The following is a 23,138-nucleotide window of genomic DNA, read 5'->3' as shown; positions in this document are numbered from 1 at the left end:
CCGTGGCGATGGTCGACACCGGCGCCGTCCGGTTGCACGTGCAGAGGATCGGCCCCCCGGGCGGGCGGCCGGTCACCGGCACCGCGGTGCTGGTGCACGGCCTGCTCACCGACAGTCTGGCCAGCTACTACTTCACCGTGGCCCCCGCGTTCGCGGCCGCCGGTCTCGACGTCGTCATGTACGACCTGCGCGGCCACGGCCGCAGCGACCGCCCCGCCGACGGCTACACCCTGGACCACGGCATCGACGACCTGGAGGCGCTCCTGGACCGCCTGTCGGTGACCGGCCCGGTGCACCTGGTCGGCAACTCCTACGGCGGCACGGTCGCGTTCGGCTACGCGGCCCGCCACCCGGAGCGGGCGGCGAGCGTCAGCCTGATCGAGTCCGAACCGGCCACCGCCGCCTGGGCGGTGAAGCTGGGCGGCATCCTGCACCGGGTGGTCGCCCAGCTCGCGCACAACGAACCCGACGCGATCGCCTGGATCACCGCGCACCGCGGCCACAACACCGCCCGCCTGGCCAGGGGCGCGGCCCGGCTCGCCCGCGAGACCACCCTCGGCCGGGACATCCCGGCCAGCCGCGTGCTGACGGCAGATCAGATCCGGGCGGTGCGCTGCCCGGTGCTCGGCGTGTACGGCGGGGACTCCGACCTGGCGGAACTCGCGTCCTGGCTGGAGTCGTCGCTGCCGGACTGCCGGACGGTGGTGATCCCGGGGCACGAGCACTCCGTCCTGGTGGAGGCGGCGGGAACCGTCGGCGCTCACATCCTGGCGCTGGTGCGGCAGGCCGTGCCGGCGGGGGCGGCGGAGGCGCGGTGAGCGGATTCCTCTTCGTCGTGCCGCCGTTGACCGGGCACATCAATCCGGCCGTCGGCGTCGCCGCCGAACTGGCGGCGCGCGGCCACCGGGTGGCCTGGGCGTGCGCCGATCCCGGACTGGTCCGACGGCTCGCGGGTGACGGGGCCCGGGTGTTCGCGTGTGCCGGGGCCGGGGCCGCCGCCGGGGGGAGCCGGCCGCCCGAGCTGCGCGGGCCGGAGGCGCTGAGGTTCCTGTGGGAGTGGTACCTGCTGCCGCTGGCCGAGGCGATGGCACCCGGTGTGCGGGCCGCCGTCGAAGCGTTCCGGCCGGACGTGGTCGTCGCCGACCAGCAGGCCTTCGCGGGCGCGCTGGTGGCGGAGCGGCTGGGGGTGGTGTGGGCGACCTCGGCGACCACGTCGGCCGAGTTCACCGACCCGCTGGCCGGGCTGCCCAAGGTCCGGGAGTGGCTGGAGGAGCGGCTGGCCGGTCTGCGGGCCGCGATCGGGGATCCGGCGGGCGACGCCGACCCGCGGTTCTCCCCGCATCTCGTACTGGCCTTCAGCACACCGGAGTTGGCGGGCGGCACCCTGGCCGCAACGCGTGGTGGCGGGGCGGGGTCCGCCGACGGGGTCCGCTGGGTGGGCCCCTCGATCGCGGCCCGCCCCGCCGCGGCCGGCTTCCCGTGGGAGTGGCTCGACGCCGGCCGGGCCACCGTGCTGGTGACGCTCGGCACCGCGAACACCGACGTCGGCGGCCGCTTCCTCGACGTGTGCCGCGTGGCGCTGCGGGAGCGGGCGGACCGGGTGCGGGGGGTGATCGTCGACCCCGGCGCGGCCCTCGGCGCGGCGGACGAGGGCAAGGACCTGCTCGTCGTGGCCTCCGTCCCCCAGCTCGCCCTGCTGGAAAGGGTCGACGCGGTGGTCTGCCACGCCGGGCACAACACGGTGTGCGAGGCCCTGTGGCACGGGGTTCCGCTCGTGGTGGCGCCCATCCGCGACGACCAGCCGGTCGTGGCCGGGCAGGTCGCGGAGGCGGGCGCCGGGGTGCGGGTGCGGTTCGGCCGGGTCACCGCGCGGAAGCTGGGCGCGGCCCTCGACGCCGTGCTGGACGAACCCGGGTACCGCGCGGCGGCCGGCCGGATCCGGACGGCGTTCCGCGCCGCCGGCGGTGCGCCCGCCGCGGCCGACCATCTCTGCGAGCTGGCCAGGGAGCCGTGATGAGTGACGACAGCAAGCCCACCGAGCGGATCGCCGCGCTGCGCCCCGGCTACCGGGCCGATCTCGCGGCCGGCCTGGACCGTTTCTTCGAGCCCCGCCGCACCACCTGTCCGTGGTGCGGCTCGGACCGGCTGACGACGCGGCTGCGCACCACCGACCTGCTCCAGCACAAGCCGGGCCGCTTCGTCCTGGACCGGTGCGGGGGATGCGGGCACACCTTCCAGAACCCGCGACTCAGCGCGGAGGGCCTGGAGTTCTACTACCGGGACTTCTACGACGGTCTCGGCGAGAAGAAGCTCGGCGACACCTTCGGCGGGCGCACCACGATGTACCGGGGGCGGGCGAGGTCGATGCTGCCGCACGACCCCGGGCCGAAGACCTGGCTGGACGTGGGCACCGGGCACGGGCACTTCTGCGCGGCCGGCCGGGAGGTGCTGCCGGGGACGGCGTTCGACGGGCTCGACTTCACCGACGGCGTCGAACTCGCCGAGCGGGAGGGCCGGGTGGAGCGCGGCTACCGGGGTGGCTTCCCGGAGCTGGCGCCCGAACTGGCCGGCCGTTACGACGTGGTGAGCATGTTCCACTACCTGGAGCACAGCACCGACCCCGACCGCGAGCTGCGCGCCGCCCGCGAGGTGGTCCGGCCGGGCGGGCACCTGCTCATCGAGGTGCCGGACCCGGAGAGCCGCTACGCCCGCCTGCTGGGCCGCTGGTGGCTGCCCTGGCTCCAGCCGCAGCACCTGCACTTCGTGCCGGTGGCCAATCTGCGTGCGCGGCTGGCGGACCTGGGCTTCACGGTGGTGGCGGAGCAGCACGCCGAGCCGCACGACCCGGTGGACCTGCTGGCCGCCGTATGGCTGGCGCTGGACCACATGGCGCCGCGCGAGGACGCGCCGTGGCTGCCCGGGCCGCCGGACGCGCTGCGCCGCACACTGCGCGGGGCGCTGCTGGTCGCCGGGATCCCCGCGCTGGTCGCGGGCACGCTCCTCGACCGGTTCGCGGTGCGCCCGCTGTCGCACCGGCTGGGGGTGTCCAACGCGTACCGGCTGGTGGCGCGGCGGGACTGAGAAAGGGGGCTGTGCCGGGTGGACTCCTCCGTGCCGGCCGGACGTCCGCAGGGTGCCGCTCGACGACGCGGCCGGGGGTGACGGTCTCGTCGACGACGCTGCCGTGCGCGCCGTCGAGCAGGGTGCGGCCAGACCCACGATCCCGGCGCCGACGACGCCGATCGTCTGGTCAGCCATCGGCATCCTCCTCTCTCGTGTTGCCGCTCCCGACCGTCAGGTCCCGAAGTGGACGGCGACCGTCTCGACGCGCGGGGAGAAGCGCAGGACTTCCTCGCCCGCCCTCCTTGTAGGCGGTGCTTGAGTCCCGGAAGCCGCCGACGGGCAGCTGGACGTCCCAGCCGGTGGTGGTGGTGTCGACGGCGACCTGACGGCACTCGGCCACGTCCGTGAAGCGGTACGCGCACACCCGTCGGCGGAGGACCGGATGGGCTCGGACGAGTGACCGGGCAGCCGCACGGGGCGTCCCCGACGGGCTGTCGCGGCCGGGAAACCGAGAGGCAGACGCCCGCGGAAGGGCCTACTGTGCCGTGGCATGCGACTGACGGTTCTCGGCGGCTGCGGGGCCTGGCCCACCGCCCTTGAGGCGTGCAGCGGTTACCTCGTCGAGCACGAGGGATTCAGCCTGCTCGTCGACCCCGGTTACGCCACCTTCCCCCGCCTGCTCCGGTACGGCGACGCCGACACGGTCGACGCCGTACTGGTGAGCCACGGGCATCCCGACCACTGTGCCGACCTCCATCCCCTGCTGCGTGCGCGCGCGTTGAGTGACGCTCCGCCCGCACCGCTGCCGGTCCACGCACCGCACGGCGCCCTCGACGCCGTCCTCGCCCTCGACCGGCCGGGCATGCTCGCGGGGGCGTACCGGCGCCACGACTTCACCCCCGGCGACCGTTTCGAGATCGGCCCCTTCACCGTCTCGACACGGCTGCTGCCCCATTTCGTGCCCAACGCGGGCCTGCGGATCGCCACACCCGACGCCGTGCTCGCGTACACGGGCGACACCGGGCCCAGCGACGAGATCGCGCGTCTCGCCGAGGGCGCCGACGTGTTCCTGTCCGAGGCGACGTACGTCCACCAGGTGCCGGAGGCCGACGCGCGGTACCTGTTGACGGCGCGCCTGGCCGGCCGCTACGCCACGCGGGCGGGCGTCGCCCGGTTGCTGCTGACCCACCTGTGGCCGGGGACGGACCCGGCCACGGCCCACGCGGCGGCGGCGGAGCTCTTCGCCGGCCCCGTGGCCGTCGCCGCCCCGGACCTGGTGCTCGGCGTCGGCACGGCGGCACCGCAGCGCGGACCCCGCCACCCGGCCTGACCGGCCCGCACGACCACGCACGCCGAACGCCGGCCCCCGCACCTCGCGCGTGCGGTGGCCGGCGTTCGTCCTCGCCCCCGGTCGGACCGGTCGCGGTGGTCAGTGCGTCCCGATCGACGGCGGCGTGGATCATGAGGTTGTCGCCGGGCCAGCTGAGCACGGTGACGGCCGTACCCGCGACCCGTACGCCCTGGTGGACGGGGCGGATCCGCGGGCCGAGCAGGCCGGTCCGGCCCATCGCCTCGCTCACCGTCGCGACGCCGAAGCCGGCCAGCGCGTCGACGTCCTTCCGGTCCGCCTTCGGCGGGTTGGTGACGATCACGCCGCTCACGCCAGCTCCTTCGCGATCTGCGGGTACGGGCGCATGTACGCCTCGGCCACGGTCCGGTGGGCGAGGCCCAGGTTGGGGCCGGCGTTGCGCTTGAGCTGGACGCCGCGGCGGACGGCGAGGTCGGTGTGTGCGACGGCACCGCCGGGCCTTCCGGGCCACGCCCCGGCGCCGCCCCTCTGATCAGACGTCGTTCCCGCGAGGCGGCCCCGTCGTCCCGCGCACCTCCAGCGTCGGCGCCGCCAGCCGCACCCGCCCCTCTCCCCCGGGCCGTTCCAGGCGGTCCAGGAGGCAGCGGGCGGCGCGGCGGCCGACCTCGTGGCCGGCGTGGTCGACGGTGGTGAGCCACAGATGGCGCAGCCGGGAGATGCTCGTGTTGTCGTAGCCGGCGACGGACAGGTCGCGCGGGACCGCGAGGCCCAGTTCCCCGGCCGCCGACAGGGCGCCGACACCGGCGATGTCGTTCACCGCGAAGACGGCGGTGGGCCGGTCGGGGCGGGCCAGCAGGCGGACGGTGGCGCGGTAGCCGCCCTCCTCCGTCATGTCGCACGGCTCGACCGGCGCCCGGTCCGCCAGGCCGTGCGCCCGCATCGTCGCCTCGAAGCTGCGCCGGCGCAGCTCGCCGACGGCGCCGTAGCCCGCGAGGTGCGCGATCCGCCGGTGGCCGAGCCCGAGAAGGTGCTCGGTGACCAGGCGGGCGCCCCGCTCGTCGTCGTTGGCGACGACGTCCACGCCCGCCGGCACCGGCTCGCGGGCGGCCGCGACGACGACCGGGATGCGGGCGGCGACCGCGTCGAGGGCCGCGGGGTCGGGCAGCGTGCCGACGACGACCAGCCCGTCGGCCCGGAGGTCCAGGAAGGGCTCGGCGAGGTCGTGGCCGACCCGGCGGTTCAGGCGGGCGTCGGCGAGCAGCATGTGCAGGCCGCTCGCGTGCAGCAGGGAGTTGAGGCCGTCGAGGAGGTCCACGTACCAGGGGTTGCGCAGGTCGTTGAGGAGGACGCCCACCATGGGCGTCCCCCCGTCGGAGCCGGAACGGGCGAGGGTGCGCTGCTCGCTCAGGCTGCGGGCGGCCGCGTTGGGCCGGTAGCCCAGCTCGCGCACGGCCCGCAGGACGGCCTCCCGCTTCTCGGCGCGCACCTGGCCGGAGCCGCGCAGCACGAGGGAGACCAGCGACTTGGACACCCCGGCCCGGTCGGCGACGTCACGGATGGTCGGCGGTCTCATGCTCTGGACCGTTCCATGTCCTCGTACGGCTTGTCAAAGGGTTGACACCGGCCAGACGGGCCCGCAGGGTGACCCGGACGGAAGTGGAACCGGCATGGACCGGTCCAAAAAGGAAGTGAGAGGGGCTGTCGTGGTGGATGCGCTGGGAGTCGCGGTCGTCGGATTCGGCTGGATGGGCCGGGTGCACACACAGGCGTACGCGCGCGTGCTCCACCACTTCCCGCAGCTGACCGTGCGGCCGGAGCTGGTCGCGGTCGCCGAGGAGGTGCCGGGGCGGGCGGAGGAGGCCGCCGCGCGGTACGGGTTCGCGTCGGCGACCCGCGACTGGCGTGAGGTCGCCGCCGACCCGCGCGTGCGGGCGGTCAGCGTCACCGCTCCGAACTTCCTGCACCGCGAGATCGGCGTCGCGATGGCCGAGGCGGGCAAGCACCTCTGGATCGAGAAGCCGGTGGGCCTCACGGCCGACGACGCCCGCGCGGTCGCGGACGCGGTCGCCAGGGCGGGCGTGCAGGGCACGGTCGGCTTCAACTACCGCAACGCGCCCGCCGTGGAAGCGGCCCGCGAGCTGATCGCCTCGGGGGAGATCGGCGCGGTCACGCATGTCCGCATCCGCCTCTTCAGCGACTACGCGGCGCACCCCGACGGCGCCCTGACCTGGCGCTACGAGCGGGAGCGCGGGGGCAGCGGGGTGCTCGGCGACCTGGCCTCGCACGGTGCCGACCTGGCCCGCTTCCTGCTGGGCGACATCACCGCGCTGACCGCCGACACCGCGATCTTCCTCCCGGAGCGCGCCCGCCCCACCGGCGCCACCGCCGGCCACACCCTGGCCACCGGCGGCGAGCTCGGCCCCGTCGAGAACGAGGACTACGTCAGCTGCCTACTCCGCTTCGCCTCCGGTGCCCGCGGCGTCCTGGAGGCCTGCCGGGTCTCGGTCGGCGAGCAGAACAACTACGGCTTCGAGGTGCACGGCACCCGGGGCGCCGTCTCCTGGGACTTCCGCCGCATGAACGAGCTGGCCGTCAGCCGCGGCACGACGTACCAGGACCAGCCCGTCAGCACGGTGTACGTCGGCCCGGGCGCCGGCGAGTTCGGCGCGTTCCAGCCGGGCGCGGCGAACGCCATGGGCTACGACGACCTGAAGGTGATCGAGGCGTACCGGTTCCTGCGCTCGATCGCCGAGGGCACCCCGTACGGCGCGACGCTCGCGGACGCCGTGCGCAGCGCGGCCGTCCTGGACGCGATGGTCCGCTCGGCGCAAAGCGGGACGTGGGTGGACGTACCGGCGTCGTAGCCCCGGCCGCCGGCCGGGTCATGGGCCCACTCCTCGACCCGGCGACGCCACAGGCATGTCCTACGGCGTCACCACCTGGACCGCCGACGGCAGGAAGCGCCCCGCGGGCGGCAGCGCGCCATGGGCGCACAGCACGACGCGGGTCAACGCGCCGGCCACAGCCCCGCCCCCCGCCACGACGCCGGTGAACGCGCCGACACCACAGCCCCGACCCCCGGCCACGCCGCGAGGGCCCGCTCCTCAACCCGACTGCGCCGCAGGCATGTTGTACGGCGTCACCACCTGGATCGCCGACGGCAGGACAGGCCCCGCGGGCGGCAGCGCGCCGTGGGCGCGCATCACGACGTGGCAGGCCTCGCGCAGGTCGTGGCGCAGGTCGTGGTGGAGGACGGCGGACAGACGGTGCTCGCGCAGCAGGCGGGTGTTGTCGTGGTCGAGGTCGTGCGCGACGAACACCGCGCACTCCCGGCCGAGGTCGGCGAAGGCGCGCAGGGTGGCGAGGTTGCCGCCGCCGATGGAGTAGACGGCGCGGATGTCCGGGTCGCGGGCGAGGGCGGTGCGGACCAGGTCGTACTGGGTGGCGTCCAGGCCCTGGCCCTCGGTGAGTTCGACGAGGGCGCGGTCGGGGTGGCGGGCGCGCATGGCGCTGCGGAAGCCCATCTCGCGCTCCTCCTCGTTGCGGAAGAAGCCGCTGCTGAGGCTGGTGAGCACATTGCCGGGACGCTCGCCCAGCCACTGGCCCATCAGGTAGGCGGCGGTGGCGCCGGCCGCCCGGTTGTCGATGCCGACGTACGCCAGACGGGCGCTGGCGGGCAGGTCGGTGACGAGGGTGACGACCGGGATGCCGGCGGCCGCCAGCCGGCCGACCGCCGCCGTGACCTCGGGGACGTCGGGCGCCTTGAGGATCACGCCCTGGGAGCCGCGCCGGGCGATCCGGTCCAGCGTCGCGATCAGCTCCTCGACGGGACCGGTCTCACGGAAGTGGAAGCGGGAGCGCAGCACGGCCGGGTGCAGGGCGGGCAGCTCGGCCTCCAGGGCGGCGCGCACGGCGGTGGTGAACCGCTCCGGCGCCTGCACGACCACGTCGGCCATGAAGGTGCGCCCCACGAGCCGGACCTGGGTGCGCTGCCGGTCGAGGTCGGCGATGGCCCGGTGCACCTCCTGGGCGGTGGACGCGCGCACCCCGCCCCGGCCGTTGAGGACCCGGTCCACGGTGGCCTCGCTCAGGCCGGCCTGACGTGCGATCTCACGGATCGGGAAGGGGTGGCCCACGGCCGGCTCCTGGAGGGTCTTCTCGGATTGAGGGGTTTTTGACGGCTCGCTGCCAGTTGTTCGAGGGGTTTGTACTGACAAGAATGACAGAGCCTCCCAGCTCACGTGACCGAAGGGACGACGATGTCCTTCACCTCCGCAGCACCCTCCGCCTGGCTGAGCGAGCGGGACTGCGACCTCGACGCCTTCCGCGCGCTGGTCGAGCGCCCCACGGACCTCGCCGGCCATCCCCACGCCACGGCGGTGGAGGGCGGCGTCCTCGTCTACGACGGCGACCGGATGCGGGCCGCCGACGGGCCGGCGCTGCGCGCGGAGCTGGTCCGCGCGCTCGCCGACGGGCCCGGCATCGTCGTCCTGCGGGGCGCCTTCCCCGACCTCGCGGTCGTCGACCGGCTCACGGCCGTCTTCGAGACCCTGATCGCCGAGCAGCGCGCCTCGGGTGCCACCGCCGGCGACCACTTCGCCAGGCCGGGCGCCAACGACCGCGTCTGGAACGCCCTCGAGAAGGCCGCGCTGCTGGACCCGGAGGCCTTCGCCGACTACTACGCCAACGACCTGCTCGCCCTGGTCTCGGCCGCCTGGCTCGGCCCCGGCTACCAGGTCACCTCCCAGGTCAACGTGGTCAACCCGGGCGGCGCGGCGCAGACCGCGCACCGCGACTACCACCTGGGCTTCCTCTCGAACGAGGCCGCGGCCGCCTATCCGGCGCACGTCCACCGCCTCTCCCCCGTGCTCACCCTCCAGGGCGCGGTGGCGCACTGCGACATGCCCGTCGAGTCCGGCCCGACGATGTACCTGCCGCACTCGCAGAAGTACGAGCCCGGCTACCTGGCGTGGCGGCTGCCGGAGTTCCGGGAGTACTTCGACGCCCGTCACGTCCAGCTCCCGCTGGCCAAGGGCGACGCCGTGTTCTTCAACCCGGCCCTGTTCCACGCGGCCGGCACCAACCGCTCCACCGGCATCCGGCGCACGGCCAACCTGCTCCAGGTGTCCTCCGCGTTCGGGCGGGCCATGGAGACCGTGGACCGCGAGGCGATCGTGAACGCGGTCTACCCCGTGCTGCTCGAGCGCGCGGCCGGCGGTGCGGACGCGGCCTGGCTGGAGCGGGTCGTCGCCGCGAGCGCCGAGGGCTACCCCTTCCCCACCAACCTCGACAGCGACCCGCCGGTCGACGGCCTGGCCCCGCCCTCACAGGCGGACACCGTACGGCGGGCGCTGCGGGAGGCATGGACACCGCGGGCGCTTCGGGACGGGCTGCGGGCCGGCGCCGAGCGGCGCGAGAGCTGACGCCGAACGGCGCGCGAACGGAAAGGACACCCGATTCATGGGACTTCTCGACGACAAGGTCGTCCTCGTCAACGGCGGCAGCCAGGGGGTGGGGGCCGCCGTCGCACGGGCCGCCGTCCGCGAGGGCGCGGTCGTGGCGGTCACCGGCCGGCGCCCGGAACCGGGTGAGGCCCTGGTGGCGGAGCTGACGGCGGCCGGCGGCAAGGCGATGTTCGTCCGGGCCGACCTGGCGGACGCCGAGCAGGCGAGGGCCTGCGTCACCCGGACGGTCGAGGCGTACGGCCGGGTCGACTGCCTGGTGAACTCCGCCGGGCTGACCTCGCGGGGCACGCTCCTGGACACCACGCCCGAGCTGTTCGACCAGCACATCGCGATCAACCTCAAGGCGCCGTTCTTCGCCATGCAGGCGGCGGTCGCGGACATGGTGGGCCGGGGGGAGCCCGGCACGGTCGTCAACATCATCACGTCCTCGGCGCACGGCGGGCAGCCCTTCCTGGCGCCGTACGTGGCGGCGAAGGCCGGGCTGGTGGGCCTGACCCGCAACGCGGCGCACGCCCACCGCTTCGACCGGGTCCGCGTCAACGGCCTGAACATCGGCTGGACGGCGACCGAGGGCGAGGACGCGACGCAGCGGGCCTTCCACGGCGCCGGGGACGACTGGCGCGAGCAGGCGGCCGCGCGGCTGCCGATGGGCAAGCTCGGCCAGCCGGACGAGATCGCCGACTTCGTCGTGTTCCTGCTGTCCGAGCGGTCGGGCGTGGTCACCGGTTCGGTGATCGACTGGGACCAGAACGTGCTCGGCGGACTCGACTGACCCGCACCGGAACTCCTCCCCTCCGTACGACCCGCACCTAGGAGCTGCAATCCCCATGCGTATCGGAATCCTCGGCCTCGGCCGCATCGGCACCTTCCACGCCGAGACCCTCTCCGGACTCGACGCCGTCGAGTCGCTCGTCGTCGCCGACCCGTTCGCCGAGGCCGCCAAGTCCGCCGCGGAGCGGTTCGGCGCCGAGGTCGCGGACTCCCCCGAGGCGGTGCTCGCCGACGGGGTGGACGGTGTGGTGATCGCCGCGGCGACGGACGTCCACCCGGGCCTGATCCTCGCCGCCGTGGAGGCGGGTGTGCCCGTCTTCTGCGAGAAGCCCGTCGCCCGCACGATGGCCGAGGGCGTCGAGGTGCTCCGGGCCGTGAAGGGCGGGGACGTGCCGGTCCAGATCGGCTACAACCGCCGTTTCGACGCCGGCTTCGCCGCCGCCCGCGCCGCCGTCCGGGCGGGCGAGCTCGGCAAGCTGCACACCGTCCGCTCGACCACGCTGGACCCGGCGCCGCCGCCCGCCGCGTACGTCGCCGCCTCCGGAGGCATCTTCCGGGACTGCTCGGTGCACGACTTCGACATCATCCGCTGGGTGACGGGCCGCGAGGTGACCGAGGTGTACGCGGTCGGCGGGAACCGGGGCGCCGACTACATCAGGGAGGCGAGTGACGCCGACACCACCGGCGCGGTCCTCACCCTCGACGACGGCACGATCGCCGTCGTCTCCAACTCCCGCCACAACGCCCGCGGTTACGACGTCCGCATGGAACTGCACGGCTTCCGGGACTCCATCGCGGTCGGCCTGGAGGACAAGCTGCCGCTGCGGTCGGTGGAGCCCGGCGTGACCTTCCCGTCCGGCACCCCGCACGACTTCTTCATGGACCGCTTCACCGCCGCCTACCGCGCCGAACTCACCGCGTTCACCGAGGTGGTGGCCGGCACCCGGCCCTCGCCCTGCACGATCGAGGACGCCCTGGAGGCCGGCTGGATCGCGGAGGCGTGCACGCTGTCGCTGCACGAGCACCGGCCGGTGACCATCGCGGAGGTGCGCTCCGCCTGACGTACGGTCCGTCACGAAGGGGGGAGGCGCCGGCCGTGCGCGCCTCCCCCCTCGGGGCTCACAGGCAGTAGCGGACCATCCATTCGTCCGGGTTGTAGGCGTCCCGCGCCGGGTCCGGCACGGTGGCCGGCCTCTCCTCGACCATGTCCTGCGAGCGGACCCGCTCCGGCAGCGTGCCGAACCGGGCCCGCCGCAGCATCGTCGCGGTGTCCTCCGCCTGCGCCTGGTACTCGTCGTGCTCCTTGTGCGTCAACGTGTCCTCCCCGCTGCGGTGGTCTCTCCCGTGGTAACGGTTGTCACCGGGCCGCTGGTTCCGCCGGCAGGTCGAAGACGTGGTCCGGGGAGATGATGGTGGTGATCGCGTCGCCGAAGAGGGTGCTGGGTTCCTGGTTCTGGTGGTTGATGTCGGTGTTCAGCACCACGACGACGGTCGTCTGCGCCGACGGCAGGTGGATCGTCAGGGACTCGTAGCCCGGCAGGGAGCCGTTGTGGCCGATCCATCCCTGCACGTTGAAGATGCCGAGTCCGTACCCGGTGCCGGGAATCGGGGTCGGCGGTGTGGTCAGCCGCTGCTTCTGCGTGGCGGGACTGATCAGTCGTCGGCCGTCCGGCAGTTCGCCCGTGGCCACCGTGCGTGCCCAGACGCGCAGGTCCTCCAGCGTGGAGATCATGGCGCCGGCGGCCCACGCCCAGGACGGGTTCCACTCGGCGGTGTCCTCGACCCTGCCGCTCGCGGTCTGGTCCGTGTAGCCCTGCGCGTGCGGCTCCGGGAACTCGTTGCCGGCCGGGAAGAGCGTGTCCTTGAGGCCGGCCGGATCGAGGACGTGCTCCTGGATGTAGTCCCTGAGCGGCTGCCCGCCGGCCTTCTCGACGACGAGGCCGAGCAGGATCAGGTTGGTGTTGCAGTAGAAGAACTTCTCACCGGGCTGGAACAGCACGGGGTGCCTGAAGGCGTAGTCGAGCAGTTGCCGCGGGGTGAACGGCCGTCGGGGGTCGGACGTGAGCGCCTTGTAGAAGTCGTCGTCCGCCGAGTAGTTGAACAGCCCGCTGCGCATGCCGGCCAGTTGGCGCAGGGTGATGCGGTTCCCGTTGGGCACGCCGTCGACGTACTTGTCGATGGTGTCGTCGAGGCCGATCCTGCCCTCGTCGACCAGTTCGAGAACCGCCGTGACGGTGAACGTCTTGGTCTCGCTGCCGATCCGCATGTACAGGTCCGGCCTCATCGGCTCGCCGGTGGCCCGGTCGGCGACGCCGAAGGACTTCACGTACCGGCCCTTGTCGGGCGTCCAGACGCCGACGGTCAGGCCGGGGACGTTCGCCTGCCGCATGACCCGCCGAACGGCCTGGTCGAGCTGGCGCTGTACGGCGGGGGTGAGTTCCCGGACCTCGTCACCGGCCGGGGACGGCGACGGCGTCTGGGCTGCGGCGGTGGCCGGGTACGGCAGCGCCGTCGCGGCCCCGCCCGCGCCCGGCACCACCAGCGCTCCCACCGCGGTGGCGACGACCACCTGCCTGCGCAGTCGCGCGTACCGACGGGTCATGGGCCCACTCCTCCACGAGGAGACGTTCGCCGCAGGCCACAGCCGCACCAGGGGCACGGGCCGCATGCGGCCCATCAGCACCAGCATAGGAGCGCACCCGCTGCGCTGCCCGTCGGCGCGGTCGCCGCCCCCGCGGACGCCGAGTTCCCGCCCGGGCACCGCCCCGCAGGACACCACCTCTGCCAGGATCGGCGCCCTGCCCGTGCCCATCGCTCCCGCCCGCGTCACCGACATCCGGCAGGCCCTCGCCGGCCACCACCGCTTCTGGGCGGGCGCGACCTGCGCGCGCTCCATCTGCCGCCGCTGGTCCACGAGTTCGGCGCTCACCTGCCTGGTCGCCCGCACGGCGGACGGCGTCCTCGGCCACCGCATCGGCTTCGTCACCCCGGACCGCAAAGGGCGATCACGACACCGGGCAACGAGCGTTCCCTCGCTTCCACCGCCGTCTCGGCTGCGCCGTACGGCTGGAGGAGTACCACGGGCCCGGCACACCGCGGGTGGTGTTCACGCGGGAGCTGACGGCGTGACGGCGCGCGGTCCGACCGCCGGTGCCGTCCGGCCCTGCCGCGCATGCCCGGCGGGCCCGTCCCCCTCGCCGCGCACCCGCACGTGGACGTGCCCGTCGAGCGGGAACTCGGGCGGCGCGGCGAGCAGCACGCCGTCGAACACGTAGCCGGTCTTCTCCGCCACCCGGCAGGACGCGGTGTTGTCGACCTGGTGCAGCAGGGTGAGGCGGGTCAGACCGGGAAAGGCGGTGAAGGCCCACTCCGTCAGGGCGCCGAGCGCCCGGGAGGCCACGCCCCGGCCGCGGGCGTGGGCGGCGGTCCAGTAGCCGACCTCAGGGGAGGGGCCGTGGGGAGCCTTGAGGACGACATGCCCGGCCACCCGGCCCTCCCCGCCGCCGGACCCGACCTCCAGGACGGCGAAGGCGAGGCGCTCGCCCGTCCGCCGGCCCCGCCGCTGCTCGCGCACCCAGCGCTGCGCGTCCGCCTCGTCGTCCATGGTCACGTTCGACCAGCGGCGCATGACGGGATCCCCGTACACCTCGGCCAGACCGGCCGCGTCCCGCGGGCGCCAGGGGCGCAGCAGCAGAGCGGGGGCCGACGCGGTGGCGCCGGCGTGCAGGCATGTCTCGGTGTCGTCCATGTCCCGAGGGTAGGTGACGGACGCTCAGGCCCCGCAGGAGCGCAGGAACGCGCGGGTCCGCACGGCGATGGGCAGGGGCTTGTCCGGCTCGCAGGGGTACATGTCCTGCTCGACGATCGCGAACAGCTCGACACCGAGCCGTTGCGCCGCGACCAGCACCGGTTCCAGCTCCGGGACACCGGACGGCGGTTCGCACATCACCCCGCGCCGGACCGCCGGCCCGAACGGCACCTCGTCGGCCACGACGCCGGCGAGGATCTCCGGGTCGACCTGCTTGAGGTGGAGGTAGCCGATGCGCTCGCCGTAGGTCTCGATCAGCTTGACGCTGTCGCCGCCGCAGTAGGCGTAGTGACCGGTGTCGAGGCAGAGGTTGACCAGCTCGGTGTCGGTGGAGTCCAGGAAGCGCTCGACGTGGTCCTCGGTGTCGATGTGGGTGTCGGCGTGCGGGTGGACGACGATGTCCAGGCCGTACGTCTCCTTCACCTCGTATCCCAGGCGCTCCATGCCCTTGGTCAGGTAGGCCCACTGCTCGCCCGTCAGCTCCGGCGGCTCGAGGATCTCGGCGGTCTTGTCGTCCCGCCAGAAGGACGGGATGACCACCAGGTGCCGCGCGCCCATCGCCTGGGTGAGCGCGGCCACCTGGCTCACGTGCGCCCAGGTGTCGTCCCAGACGGAGGGGCCGCGGTGCAGGCCGGTGAAGACCGTGCCCGCCGACACCCTCAGGTCGCGCCGGGCGACCTCGTCGGTGAGACGGGCCGGGTCGGTCGGCAGGTAGCCGTACGGGCCCAGCTCGATCCAGGAGTAGCCCGCCTCGGCGACCTCGTCCAGGAAGCGTTCCCAGGGCACCTGCCGGTGGTCGTCGGGGAACCAGACGCCCCAGGAGTCCGGGGCGGAACCGACGCGGATGCGGTCCAGGGCCGGCGCCATGTCAGGATTTCCCCTCGCCGGCGCTCGCGACGGGGGCGGTGAGGTCCGTCTCCTCGGGGAGTTCGTCGACGTCGACGCCCCGCACCTGCGCCAGCTCGTGCTTGAGGGCGGCGAGTTCGGTGCCGCCGGCCATGTGGTTGGTGAGTTCCTCCAGGCTGACCTGGCTGCGGTCGGCGGAGAGTTCCATGGTGCCCAGGCGCAGCACGCTGAAGTGGTCGCCGACCATGTAGGCGTGGTGGGGGTTGTGGGTGATGAAGATGACGCCGAGGCCGCGGTCGCGGGCGGCGGCGATGTACTTCAGGACCACGCCGGACTGCTTGACGCCGAGGGCGGCGGTGGGCTCGTCCAGGATGAGCACGCGGGCGCCGAAGTAGACGGCGCGGGCGATGGCCACGCACTGGCGCTGGCCACCGGAGAGCGTGCCGATGGGCTGCTCCAGGTCGTCCAGGACGATGCCCATGTTGCGCAGCTCTTCGTCCGCGGTCTTCTTCATGCGGTCGATGTCGAGACGGCGCAGGGGCCAGGGGCCCTTGGTCATCTCGGAGCCGAGGAAGAAGTTCCGCCAGACCGGCATCAGCGGGACGACCGCGAGGTCCTGGTAGACGGTGGCGATGCCCTTGTCGAGGGCCTCGCGCGGGGTGGTGAACCGTACCGGTGCGCCGTCGACGAGGAACTCGCCCTCGGTGTGCTGGTGCAGACCCGAGATGATCTTGATGAGGGTGGACTTGCCGGCGCCGTTGTCACCGAGGACGCAGGTGACCTTGCCGGGGTGGACTTCGAGGCTCACGCCGTGCAGGGCGCGGATGTTGCCGTAGGACTTGCCCGCGTTGCGCAGCTCGACCAGGGGGCGGTCCCCGTCCGGGGACGGGGTGTCGGCGAGGACGGCTCCGTGCGTGCCGGTGTTGTCGGTCGTCATGGGGGTCACCTCCGGGTCGCGGTGCGCTGGACCCACAGATTGATGAGGACGGCGCCGAGGAGCATCACGCCGAGGAAGGCCTTGAACCAGTCGGGGTTCCAGCCGGCGTAGACGATGCCCTGCTGCACCATGCCGAACATGAAGGCGCCGAAGACCGGGCCGATCGCCGAGCCGTAACCACCGGTGAGCAGACAGCCGCCGATCACCGCGGCGGCGATGTAGATCAGCTCCTGGCCGACGCCCTCGCCGGACTGCACGGTGTTGAAGGAGAACAGCTGGTGCATGCCGACGAACCAGGCGCCGAAGCCGACCAGCATGAACAGCGAGATCTTGGTGAAGGTCACCGGGACACCGACGGCCCGCGCGGACTCCTTGTTGCCGCCGACCGCGAAGATCCAGTTGCCGTACTTGGTGCGCAGCAGCACCCAGGTGGCGAGCGCGGCGAAGACCAGCCACCACACGATGGTGATCTTCACCTGGACCCCGCCGACGTCGAAGGACGAGGCGAAGACGGCCTTGGCCTGGGCGAAGCCGTCCATGTCGCTGATGTCGTCGGTGGCGACGTTGCCGGTGACCAGCTTGGTCACCGCGAGGTTGACGCCCTGGAGGATCAGGAACGTCCCCAGCGTCACCAGGAAGCTCGGCAGGCCGGTCTTCACGAGCATCCACCCGTTGAACAGGCCCACGCCGAGCGAGAACACCAGGGCGAGGACCACGCCCATCCAGATGTTCAGCGTCAGCTGGTAGCTGAGCATCGCCGCGGTGAGCGCCGAGCTGATCACGGCGACACCGGACGACAGGTCGAACTCGCCGCCGATCATCAGCAGCGCCACGGGCAGCGCCATGATCCCGATGGTCGACGACTGGTACAGGATGTTCGCCATCGCGCTGCCGTCGCGCACGGGCGAGGCGGTGACGAGGAAGAACACGTACACGGCGACGGCGCCGAGGAAGACGCCCACCTCGGGACGGGCGAGCAGCCTCAGAGCCAGGGGTCGTCGGGCGGTCCGGCCGTCGGTCTCCTTCGGGCCGGGGGCCGGCGGTGTGCTCACCGCCGGCTCGGCGTGCTGGGTCATGCTCCTCACCGGGTGCCCTTCGCGGCGTACGCGGCGACCGCCTCGACGTTGGACTTGTCGACGAAGGCCGGGCCGGTCAGCACCGGCTGCTCGCCGCCGCCCATGTAGTTGCCGTTGTTCTTGTAGAGCCACAGCGAGTCGATCGCGAGGTAGCCCTGGAGATAGGGCTGCTGGTCGACGGCGAACTCGATGGTTCCCTTGCTGATGGCTCCGGTCAGGTCCTTGTTGAGGTCGAAGGTGGCGATCTTCGCCTTGCTGCCGCCCTCCGACACCGCCTGCGCGGCCGTCAGCGCGATGGGCGCGCCGAGGGTGATCACGTGGTCGACGGAGCTGTCCTGCTTGAGCTTGGCGGTGATCGTCGACTTCACCGACGGCATGTCGGTGCCGTTGACGTACAGGTTCTCGATGGCTCCGGAGAACGTCTTCTTCACGCCGTCGCAGCGCTGCGTGAGGCCGATGTTGCCCTGCTCCTGGATGACGCAGACGGCCTTCTTGGCGCCGAGCGAGTTCAGCCGGTTGCCGAGCGCCTCGCCGGCCACCGTCTCGTCCTGGCCGAAGAACTCCAGCAGGCCGAGCTTCTTCCACTCGCTCACACCCGAGTTGAGGCCGACCACGGGTATGTTCGCGGCCTTCGCCTTGCTGAGGACGTCCTTGAGGGCGTCGGGCTTGGCGAGGGTGACCGCGATGCCGTCGACCTTCTGGTCGATGGCGTTCTGGATCAGGTTGGCCTGGTTGCCGGCGTTGGGGTCGGCGGAGTAGACCAGTTTGACGTTGTCCTTGGCCGCGGCGGCCTCGGCGCCCTTGCGGACGATGTCCCAGAAGGTGTCGCCGGGCGACTGGTGGGTCACCAGCGCCACCGTCATCCGGGGCGTGGTGGCCTTGCCCGCGGCGGCCTCGCTCCCCCCTTCCTCGGCCTTCTTGCCGCCGGAGCTGCTGGAGCAGCCCGCGAGTGTCAGGGCCACCGCCGCGGCCATGGCCACGACCGGGGCGATTCTGCGGGAGCGGGGGGAAGAGCTGTCCATCTTTCCTGCACCTCACTGTGCGACAGGGGACCACGGGGGAAGGGGAGTCGATCGCGAGGGATCCGGGGCCCGGGGCCACCGGGCTCCGGGCTGCTGCGCTGTTGGCACGGGATCCAATCCCGTGCCGCGCCCACTGTCAATACTTTGTTAAGACATCATTTCACGAGCAGGTCCGAATGTAAGAACAAAGGATTGACAGCGCGGGCTGCCGCACCCTACACCTGAGGAGGCGATCACTACCCGTACGCACGGGCGTCACCCACCACCCTAGGAGGTGCCCCGATGGCGAAGACCGGTGACCGTGCCCGTGCCACGTCCGGCTCCGCGCTCGACGCGCTGCACTTCGCGCTGGACCGTACCAGCCCGGTGCCGCTCTACTACCAGCTGGCCCAGCAACTGGAGGCGGCCATCGAGCACGGGGCGCTCGCCCCCGGCAACCTGCTGGGCAACGAGATCGACCTGTCGACGCGCCTGGGCCTGTCCCGTCCGACGGTCCGCCAGGCGATCCAGTCCCTGGTCGACAAGGGCCTGCTGGTACGCCGGCGCGGGGTGGGCACGCAGGTGGTGCACAGCCAGGTGAAACGGCCGCTGGAGCTGAGCAGCCTCTACGACGACCTGGAGGCGGCCGGCCAGGGGCCCACCACGCACGTCGTGCGCCACGAACGCGTCCCGGCCGGCGGCGACGTCGCGGCCGCGCTGGGGATCGCGGAGGGCGCCGAGGTCACGCTCCTGGAGCGGCTGCGCTCGACGCACGGGCAACCGGTGGCGTTCCTGTGCAACTACCTGCCCCCGGCCCTGCTGGACGTCGACACGGCACAGCTGGAGGAGACCGGCCTGTACCGGCTGCTGCGCGCGGCGGGCATCACGCTGCACAGCGCCCGGCAGACCATCGGCGCCCGCTCGGCCACCCGGCAGGAGGCCGCCCTGCTCACGGAGAAGGAGGGGGCGGCCCTGCTGACCATGCAGCGCACCGCGTACGACGACACCGGGCGGCCGGTCGAGTACGGGACGCACATCTACCGTGCGTCCCGGTACGCGTTCGACTTCCAGCTGCTGGTCAGACCCTGAGAGCGGGGGTTCTCACCGCGGCGCCATGCGCAGGGCGCCATCCATGCGGATGGTCTCGCCGTTGAGGTAGTCGTGGTCGACGATCGCCAGGGCGAGCTGGGCGTACTCCTCGGGCTGGGCGAGCCGGCGCGGGAAGGGAACGCCGGCGGCGAGCGAGGCGCGGAACTCCTCCGACACGGTGGCCAGCATCGGCGTCTCCACGATGCCCGGCGCGATGGTGCACACGCGGATGCCGTACTGGGCCAGGTCGCGGGCGGCGGGCAGGGTCAGGCCGACGACGCCGCCCTTGGAGGAGGAGTAGGCGGCCTGGCCGATCTGGCCGTCGTAGGCGGCGATGGACGCGGTGTTGACGATCACGCCCCGCTGCCCGTTGTCGTCGGCCTCGGTCGCGGCGATGGCCTCCGAGGCGAGCGCGAGCACGTTGAAGGTGCCGATCAGGTTGATCTGGATCACCTTGGCGTACAGGCCGAGGTCGTGGACGCCCTTCTTGCCGAGGATCCGCATCGACGGGCCGATGCCGGCGCAGTTGACGACCGTGCGCAGCGGCACGCCCGCGCCCGCCGCGGTGGCGACGGCGGCGCGCACCTGCTCGGGGTCGGTGACGTCGGCGGCGACGTAGGTGACGCCGGTGACCTCGGGGGCCTTGTCGACGCCGTCCTTGAGGTCGAGGGCGAAGACCTTCGCGCCCCGCCCGGCGAGTGCCTTCGCGGTGGCCGCGCCGAGGCCGGACGCACCGCCGGTGACGAGGGCGGCGGTGTTCTCGAGCTGCATCATCACTCCTTGCCGAGGACGGTGAGGACACCGCCCTCGCTCCGGTCCAGCGCACGGGAGATGATCATGCGCTGGATCTGGTTGGTTCCTTCGAAGATCTGCATGACCTTCGCCTCGCGCATGTAGCGCTCGACGGGGAAGTCGCGCGTGTATCCGTACCCGCCGAGGACCTGCACGGCGTCCGTGGTCACCTTCATCGCGTTGTCGGTGGCCACGAGCTTGGCGATGGACGCCTCCCGGGTGAAGGGCAGACCGAGGTCCTTCAGCCGGGCGGCGTGCAGGGCGGTGGCGCGCGCCGACTCGATCGCGGCGCCCATGTCGGCGAGGACGAACGCCAGCCCCTGGTGCTCGATGATCGGCTTGCCGAAGGTCTCCCGCTCACGGGCGTAGCGCACCGCGTGGTCGAGGGCGCCCTGGGCGAGGCCGGTGGCGACGGCGGCGATCCCGAGACGGCCGCAGTCCAGGGAGGCGAGCGCGATCCTCAATCCCTGTCCCTCCTCCCCGATCCGCCGCTCGGCCGGCACCCGCACGTCGTCGAGCCGCATGGTGGCGGTCGCCGACCCGGTCAGACCCATCTTCCGCTCGGGCGGGTCGGCGCTGAGACCCGGGGTGCCGGCCGGGACCAGGAAGCAGGAGATGCCGTGGGCGCGGTCGTCGGAGGTGCGGGCCATGACCGTGTAGAAGTCGGCGTAGCCGCCGTGCGTGGTCCACGCCTTGGCGCCGTTGAGGACGTAGGTGTCCCCGTCGCGGACGGCGCGCGTGCGCATGGCCGCCGGGTCGGAGCCGGCGTGCGGCTCGGACAGGCAGTAGGCGCCCAGGAGTTCCCCTGCCAGCATCTCCGGCAGCCACCTCCGCCGCTGCTCTTCGGTGCCGAACCGGGCCAGCGGGAAGCAGGACAGCGCGTGCACGGAGAGGCCCACCGCGACGCTCGACCAGACCGCGGCGACCTCCTCCAGCACCTGGAGATACACCTCGTACGGCTGTCCGGCGCCGCCGTCCTCCTCGGCGAACGGCAGGCCGAGCAGCCCGCTGCGGCCCAGCGTGCGGAAGACGTCCCGGGGGAACGCCCCGTCGGCCTCCGCGTCGGCGACCCGGGGTGCGAGTTCCTTGGCGGCGAGGGTGCGCGTGAGCTGGATGAGGTCGACGGCTTCCTCGGTCGGCAGGGCGCGAGTGGCAGGCATGGTGACCTCCACGTAGGAGTACGGAGAATGATACTGGAGTGTGTACGAACGTATCATTCACAGTACGGCACCGGGGTGCGCCCCGGCATCCGCGCGCAGCGGAAAAGTGACGTGGAGGGGGTGGAAGGGCCGCCGGTCGGCTCGGCGACGGGGCGACGCGGGGGCCGGCGTCAGGAGGAGACGGCGTGCACGATCAGCGAGGCGAGCTGCTCGTAGGCCTCCGCGTCGGTCAGCCCCGTGCGCGCCTTGAGCTCGCCCTGCTGGATCTGGCGCATGGTCGCGGCGGCGACCTCGCCGACGAACGCGGCGTGCACCTCGCGGAAGGCGCCGCCGTCGACGCCCTCCGCGATCAGCCGGCGCACCCGCTCGGCGGCCATCCGCGTGTTCGCCTCGTACACCTCGCGGGCCGGCGGGAACTCCGCCACGTCGTCGAGGAACCGGCGGGAGAGCGGGCGCAGCTGCTCGGCGACGGCCGTCAGGTACACCCGCACGCGGTCCGAGGGGTCGACGGTCTGCGCCACCCGCTTCTCGACGGCCTCGGTCGCCCCGCGGAAGTAGTGCTTGACCGCCTCCACGACCAGCCCCTGCTTGCTGCGGGCGAGCTGGTACAGCGTGGTCTTGGAGCAGCGCAGCCGCTCGGCGAGGTCGTCGAGGGTGAGGTCCGAGAACCCCTCCGCGGTCAGCAGCGCGACGAGTCGTTCCAGCAGGTCGGCCTGTCGGGCGGTACGGCGGGGGGACGGCATGATCCCAGCCTATCCACGCAGCCCCGCGCCCATGCCGCCCGGCTCCGGGGGCAGCCCCTCAGTGCACCGAGTCCAGCCGCTCCCGCTGCTCCCGCGTCAGCTCCAGGTCCACGGCGGCCAGGTTCTCCTCCAGCTGCGCCACCGAGGACGCCCCCACGAGCGGGACGATCGGCAGCTCCCCGCCGAGCTGCCAGGCCAGCACGACCTGGTTGGCGGTGGCGCCGGTCTCCTTCGCCACGTCCCGCAGCACGGCGAGCCGGGCGGGTGTGCCCGGGTGGTCGTAGTCCCGCGGCAGGGGCTTGTCCGGGCGGGCGTAGGCGCCGGTGAGCAGCGGCGAGTAGGCGACGAGGGTCAGGCCGGGCTCCGCCCGCAGGTAGCCGAGGAGCTCGCCGCCGGCGTGGCCGAGGCTGCCGTCGGGGAACAGCTCGCTGGGCACGTCGGAGCGCGGCCGCAGGTAGCTGTGCTGGTACTGGAGCACCTCGTAGCCGGGCAGGCCGGCCGCGGCGGCGAGGGCGCGGGCCCGCTCCACGCGCCAGACGGCCTGGTTGCTCACCCCGAGCAGACCGACGGTGCCCTCCGTGACGAGCGCGGCGAATCCCTCGACGGTCTCGCGCTGCGGGACGGTGTGGTCGTCGATGTGGGCGTAGAGCAGGTCCAGCCTCTCCGTCCCGAGCCGCTCGCGGCTGCGCTCGGCCGACTCCCGGATCACCTTCGCCGACAGTCCTTCCGCGTTGTCGGTGTAGCTGGTGCCCGGGGCCAGCGGGCGGGCGCCGAGCTTGGTGGCGACGACGACCTCGTCGCCGATGCCGCGGCTGCGCCGCCAGCGCCCGAGCAGCTCCTCGCTCTGGCCGCCCTGGCCGCCGTCCACCCAGAACGCGTAGTTGTCGGACGTGTCGACGAAGTTCCCGCCGACCTCGACATAGCGGTCGAGGATCGCCAGCGAGGTCTTCTCGTCCGTCACCGACCCGAACAGCATGGCGCCGAGCGCGAGCACGCTGACCTCGCGGCGGGTGGCGGGGTCGCTGCCGATGGTGCGGTACTTCATGGAGATCCTCCCGTTCGGCCGGCGGTCCGTCGC

22 protein-coding genes and 2 pseudogenes are annotated in these 23,138 nt (G+C 73.1%); 9 read left to right on the top strand and 15 right to left on the bottom strand.

All coding sequences use genetic code 11. The annotated features are described in order from the left end of the window. Positions 1 to 8: 8 nt before the first annotated feature. From ACF1A1_RS17305 to ACF1A1_RS17290, 4 genes are all read left to right on the top strand, one after another. A complete protein-coding gene (locus tag ACF1A1_RS17305; protein ID WP_392000730.1) occupies positions 9 to 818 on the top strand; it encodes an alpha/beta fold hydrolase in 810 nt (269 codons plus the stop codon). Continuing rightward, positions 815 to 2,014: a glycosyltransferase gene (locus tag ACF1A1_RS17300; protein ID WP_392000655.1), complete on the top strand. Its 1,200-nt coding sequence runs from the start codon at positions 815 to 817 to the stop codon at positions 2,012 to 2,014. Before ACF1A1_RS17305 ends, ACF1A1_RS17300 begins: the two co-directional genes overlap by 4 nt. Beyond that, entirely contained in the window at positions 2,014 to 3,081 is a 1,068-nt protein-coding gene (locus ACF1A1_RS17295) for a class I SAM-dependent methyltransferase (protein ID WP_392000653.1), read from the top strand. Before ACF1A1_RS17300 ends, ACF1A1_RS17295 begins: the two co-directional genes overlap by 1 nt. Before the next feature lie 532 nt (positions 3,082 to 3,613). Then, positions 3,614 to 4,393, top strand: a complete 780-nt coding sequence (locus ACF1A1_RS17290; protein WP_392000651.1) for an MBL fold metallo-hydrolase — start codon at positions 3,614 to 3,616, stop codon at positions 4,391 to 4,393. Positions 4,394 to 4,502: 109 nt separating this feature from the next. Here the strand turns inward: ACF1A1_RS17290 and ACF1A1_RS17285 are convergent. The 3 genes and pseudogenes from ACF1A1_RS17285 to ACF1A1_RS17275 all read right to left on the bottom strand — a co-directional run. Then, positions 4,503 to 4,724: pseudogene (locus ACF1A1_RS17285) on the bottom strand (4-carboxy-4-hydroxy-2-oxoadipate aldolase/oxaloacetate decarboxylase); the annotation flags it as partial. Then, a pseudogene (locus ACF1A1_RS17280) lies at positions 4,721 to 4,852 on the bottom strand (PIG-L family deacetylase); the annotation flags it as partial. The pseudogenes ACF1A1_RS17280 and ACF1A1_RS17285, both read right to left, overlap by 4 nt. A 52-nt stretch (positions 4,853 to 4,904) precedes the next feature. Beyond that, positions 4,905 to 5,945, bottom strand: coding sequence for a LacI family DNA-binding transcriptional regulator (locus ACF1A1_RS17275; RefSeq protein WP_392000649.1), 1,041 nt, complete (start codon positions 5,943 to 5,945; stop codon positions 4,905 to 4,907). Between the two features lie 130 nt (positions 5,946 to 6,075). Between ACF1A1_RS17275 and ACF1A1_RS17270 the strand changes: the two genes are divergently transcribed. After that, the gene (locus tag ACF1A1_RS17270; protein ID WP_392000648.1) at positions 6,076 to 7,236 is read left to right on the top strand and encodes a Gfo/Idh/MocA family protein; all 1,161 of its coding nucleotides are present in this window, start codon (positions 6,076 to 6,078) and stop codon (positions 7,234 to 7,236) included. Between the two features lie 240 nt (positions 7,237 to 7,476). Here ACF1A1_RS17270 and ACF1A1_RS17265 read toward each other — a convergent pair whose 3' ends face one another. After that, on the bottom strand, positions 7,477 to 8,508 hold the full coding sequence (locus tag ACF1A1_RS17265) for a LacI family DNA-binding transcriptional regulator (RefSeq protein ID WP_392000647.1): 1,032 nt from the start codon (positions 8,506 to 8,508) through the stop codon (positions 7,477 to 7,479). Positions 8,509 to 8,631: 123 nt separating this feature from the next. Here ACF1A1_RS17265 and ACF1A1_RS17260 point away from each other — a divergent pair, with 123 nt between their 5' ends. From ACF1A1_RS17260 to ACF1A1_RS17250, 3 genes are read left to right on the top strand one after another with little or no spacing between them, the layout of a single operon-like run. Beyond that, on the top strand, positions 8,632 to 9,795 hold the full coding sequence (locus tag ACF1A1_RS17260; RefSeq protein WP_392000646.1) for a phytanoyl-CoA dioxygenase family protein: 1,164 nt from the start codon (positions 8,632 to 8,634) through the stop codon (positions 9,793 to 9,795). Positions 9,796 to 9,832: 37 nt separating this feature from the next. Beyond that, positions 9,833 to 10,609 (top strand): SDR family oxidoreductase, encoded by a 777-nt coding sequence (locus tag ACF1A1_RS17255; RefSeq protein WP_392000644.1) that lies wholly within the window; start codon positions 9,833 to 9,835, stop codon positions 10,607 to 10,609. Between the two features lie 55 nt (positions 10,610 to 10,664). Next, positions 10,665 to 11,669, top strand: coding sequence for a Gfo/Idh/MocA family oxidoreductase (locus ACF1A1_RS17250; RefSeq protein ID WP_392000643.1), 1,005 nt, complete (start codon positions 10,665 to 10,667; stop codon positions 11,667 to 11,669). A gap of 58 nt (positions 11,670 to 11,727) precedes the next feature. Here the strand turns inward: ACF1A1_RS17250 and ACF1A1_RS17245 are convergent, their stop codons facing one another. The 7 genes from ACF1A1_RS17245 to ACF1A1_RS17215 all read right to left on the bottom strand — a co-directional run bounded on the left by ACF1A1_RS17245 (position 11,728) and on the right by ACF1A1_RS17215 (position 18,297). Beyond that, a complete protein-coding gene (locus ACF1A1_RS17245) occupies positions 11,728 to 11,922 on the bottom strand; it encodes a hypothetical protein (RefSeq protein ID WP_392000735.1) in 195 nt (64 codons plus the stop codon). Between the two features lie 43 nt (positions 11,923 to 11,965). After that, positions 11,966 to 13,210: a serine hydrolase domain-containing protein gene (locus ACF1A1_RS17240; protein WP_392000728.1), complete on the bottom strand. Its 1,245-nt coding sequence runs from the start codon at positions 13,208 to 13,210 to the stop codon at positions 11,966 to 11,968. A 504-nt stretch (positions 13,211 to 13,714) separates the two neighbouring features. Further along, positions 13,715 to 14,356, bottom strand: coding sequence for a GNAT family N-acetyltransferase (locus ACF1A1_RS17235; RefSeq protein WP_392000642.1), 642 nt, complete (start codon positions 14,354 to 14,356; stop codon positions 13,715 to 13,717). Between the two features lie 24 nt (positions 14,357 to 14,380). Next, entirely contained in the window at positions 14,381 to 15,283 is a 903-nt protein-coding gene (locus ACF1A1_RS17230; RefSeq protein WP_392000641.1) for a sugar phosphate isomerase/epimerase family protein, read from the bottom strand. 1 nt (position 15,284) lies between these two features. After that, positions 15,285 to 16,199: an ATP-binding cassette domain-containing protein gene (locus tag ACF1A1_RS17225; RefSeq protein ID WP_392000639.1), complete on the bottom strand. Its 915-nt coding sequence runs from the start codon at positions 16,197 to 16,199 to the stop codon at positions 15,285 to 15,287. Between the two features lie 5 nt (positions 16,200 to 16,204). Then, positions 16,205 to 17,275: an ABC transporter permease gene (locus ACF1A1_RS17220; protein ID WP_392000637.1), complete on the bottom strand. Its 1,071-nt coding sequence runs from the start codon at positions 17,273 to 17,275 to the stop codon at positions 16,205 to 16,207. A 5-nt stretch (positions 17,276 to 17,280) separates the two neighbouring features. Next, positions 17,281 to 18,297, bottom strand: a complete 1,017-nt coding sequence (locus ACF1A1_RS17215; protein WP_392000635.1) for a sugar ABC transporter substrate-binding protein — start codon at positions 18,295 to 18,297, stop codon at positions 17,281 to 17,283. A 282-nt stretch (positions 18,298 to 18,579) separates the two neighbouring features. Here ACF1A1_RS17215 and ACF1A1_RS17210 point away from each other — a divergent pair, with 282 nt between their 5' ends. Then, the gene (locus tag ACF1A1_RS17210) at positions 18,580 to 19,365 is read left to right on the top strand and encodes a GntR family transcriptional regulator (protein WP_392000634.1); all 786 of its coding nucleotides are present in this window, start codon (positions 18,580 to 18,582) and stop codon (positions 19,363 to 19,365) included. A gap of 12 nt (positions 19,366 to 19,377) precedes the next feature. Here ACF1A1_RS17210 and ACF1A1_RS17205 read toward each other — a convergent pair whose 3' ends face one another. The 4 genes from ACF1A1_RS17205 to ACF1A1_RS17190 form a co-directional block, all read right to left on the bottom strand. Further along, a complete protein-coding gene (locus tag ACF1A1_RS17205) occupies positions 19,378 to 20,136 on the bottom strand; it encodes an SDR family NAD(P)-dependent oxidoreductase (protein ID WP_392000727.1) in 759 nt (252 codons plus the stop codon). A 2-nt stretch (positions 20,137 to 20,138) separates the two neighbouring features. After that, positions 20,139 to 21,317, bottom strand: coding sequence for an acyl-CoA dehydrogenase family protein (locus ACF1A1_RS17200; RefSeq protein WP_392000633.1), 1,179 nt, complete (start codon positions 21,315 to 21,317; stop codon positions 20,139 to 20,141). Between the two features lie 170 nt (positions 21,318 to 21,487). Then, entirely contained in the window at positions 21,488 to 22,060 is a 573-nt protein-coding gene (locus tag ACF1A1_RS17195) for a TetR/AcrR family transcriptional regulator (RefSeq protein WP_392000632.1), read from the bottom strand. 58 nt (positions 22,061 to 22,118) lie between these two features. Beyond that, entirely contained in the window at positions 22,119 to 23,105 is a 987-nt protein-coding gene (locus ACF1A1_RS17190; RefSeq protein ID WP_392000631.1) for an aldo/keto reductase, read from the bottom strand. Positions 23,106 to 23,138: the final 33 nt, after the last annotated feature.

The organism is Streptomyces sp. NPDC014995 (assembly GCF_043080745.1).
Classification (GTDB): Bacteria; Actinomycetota; Actinomycetes; order Streptomycetales; family Streptomycetaceae; genus Streptomyces.
This window is presented reverse-complemented; position numbering and strand designations above follow the sequence as displayed.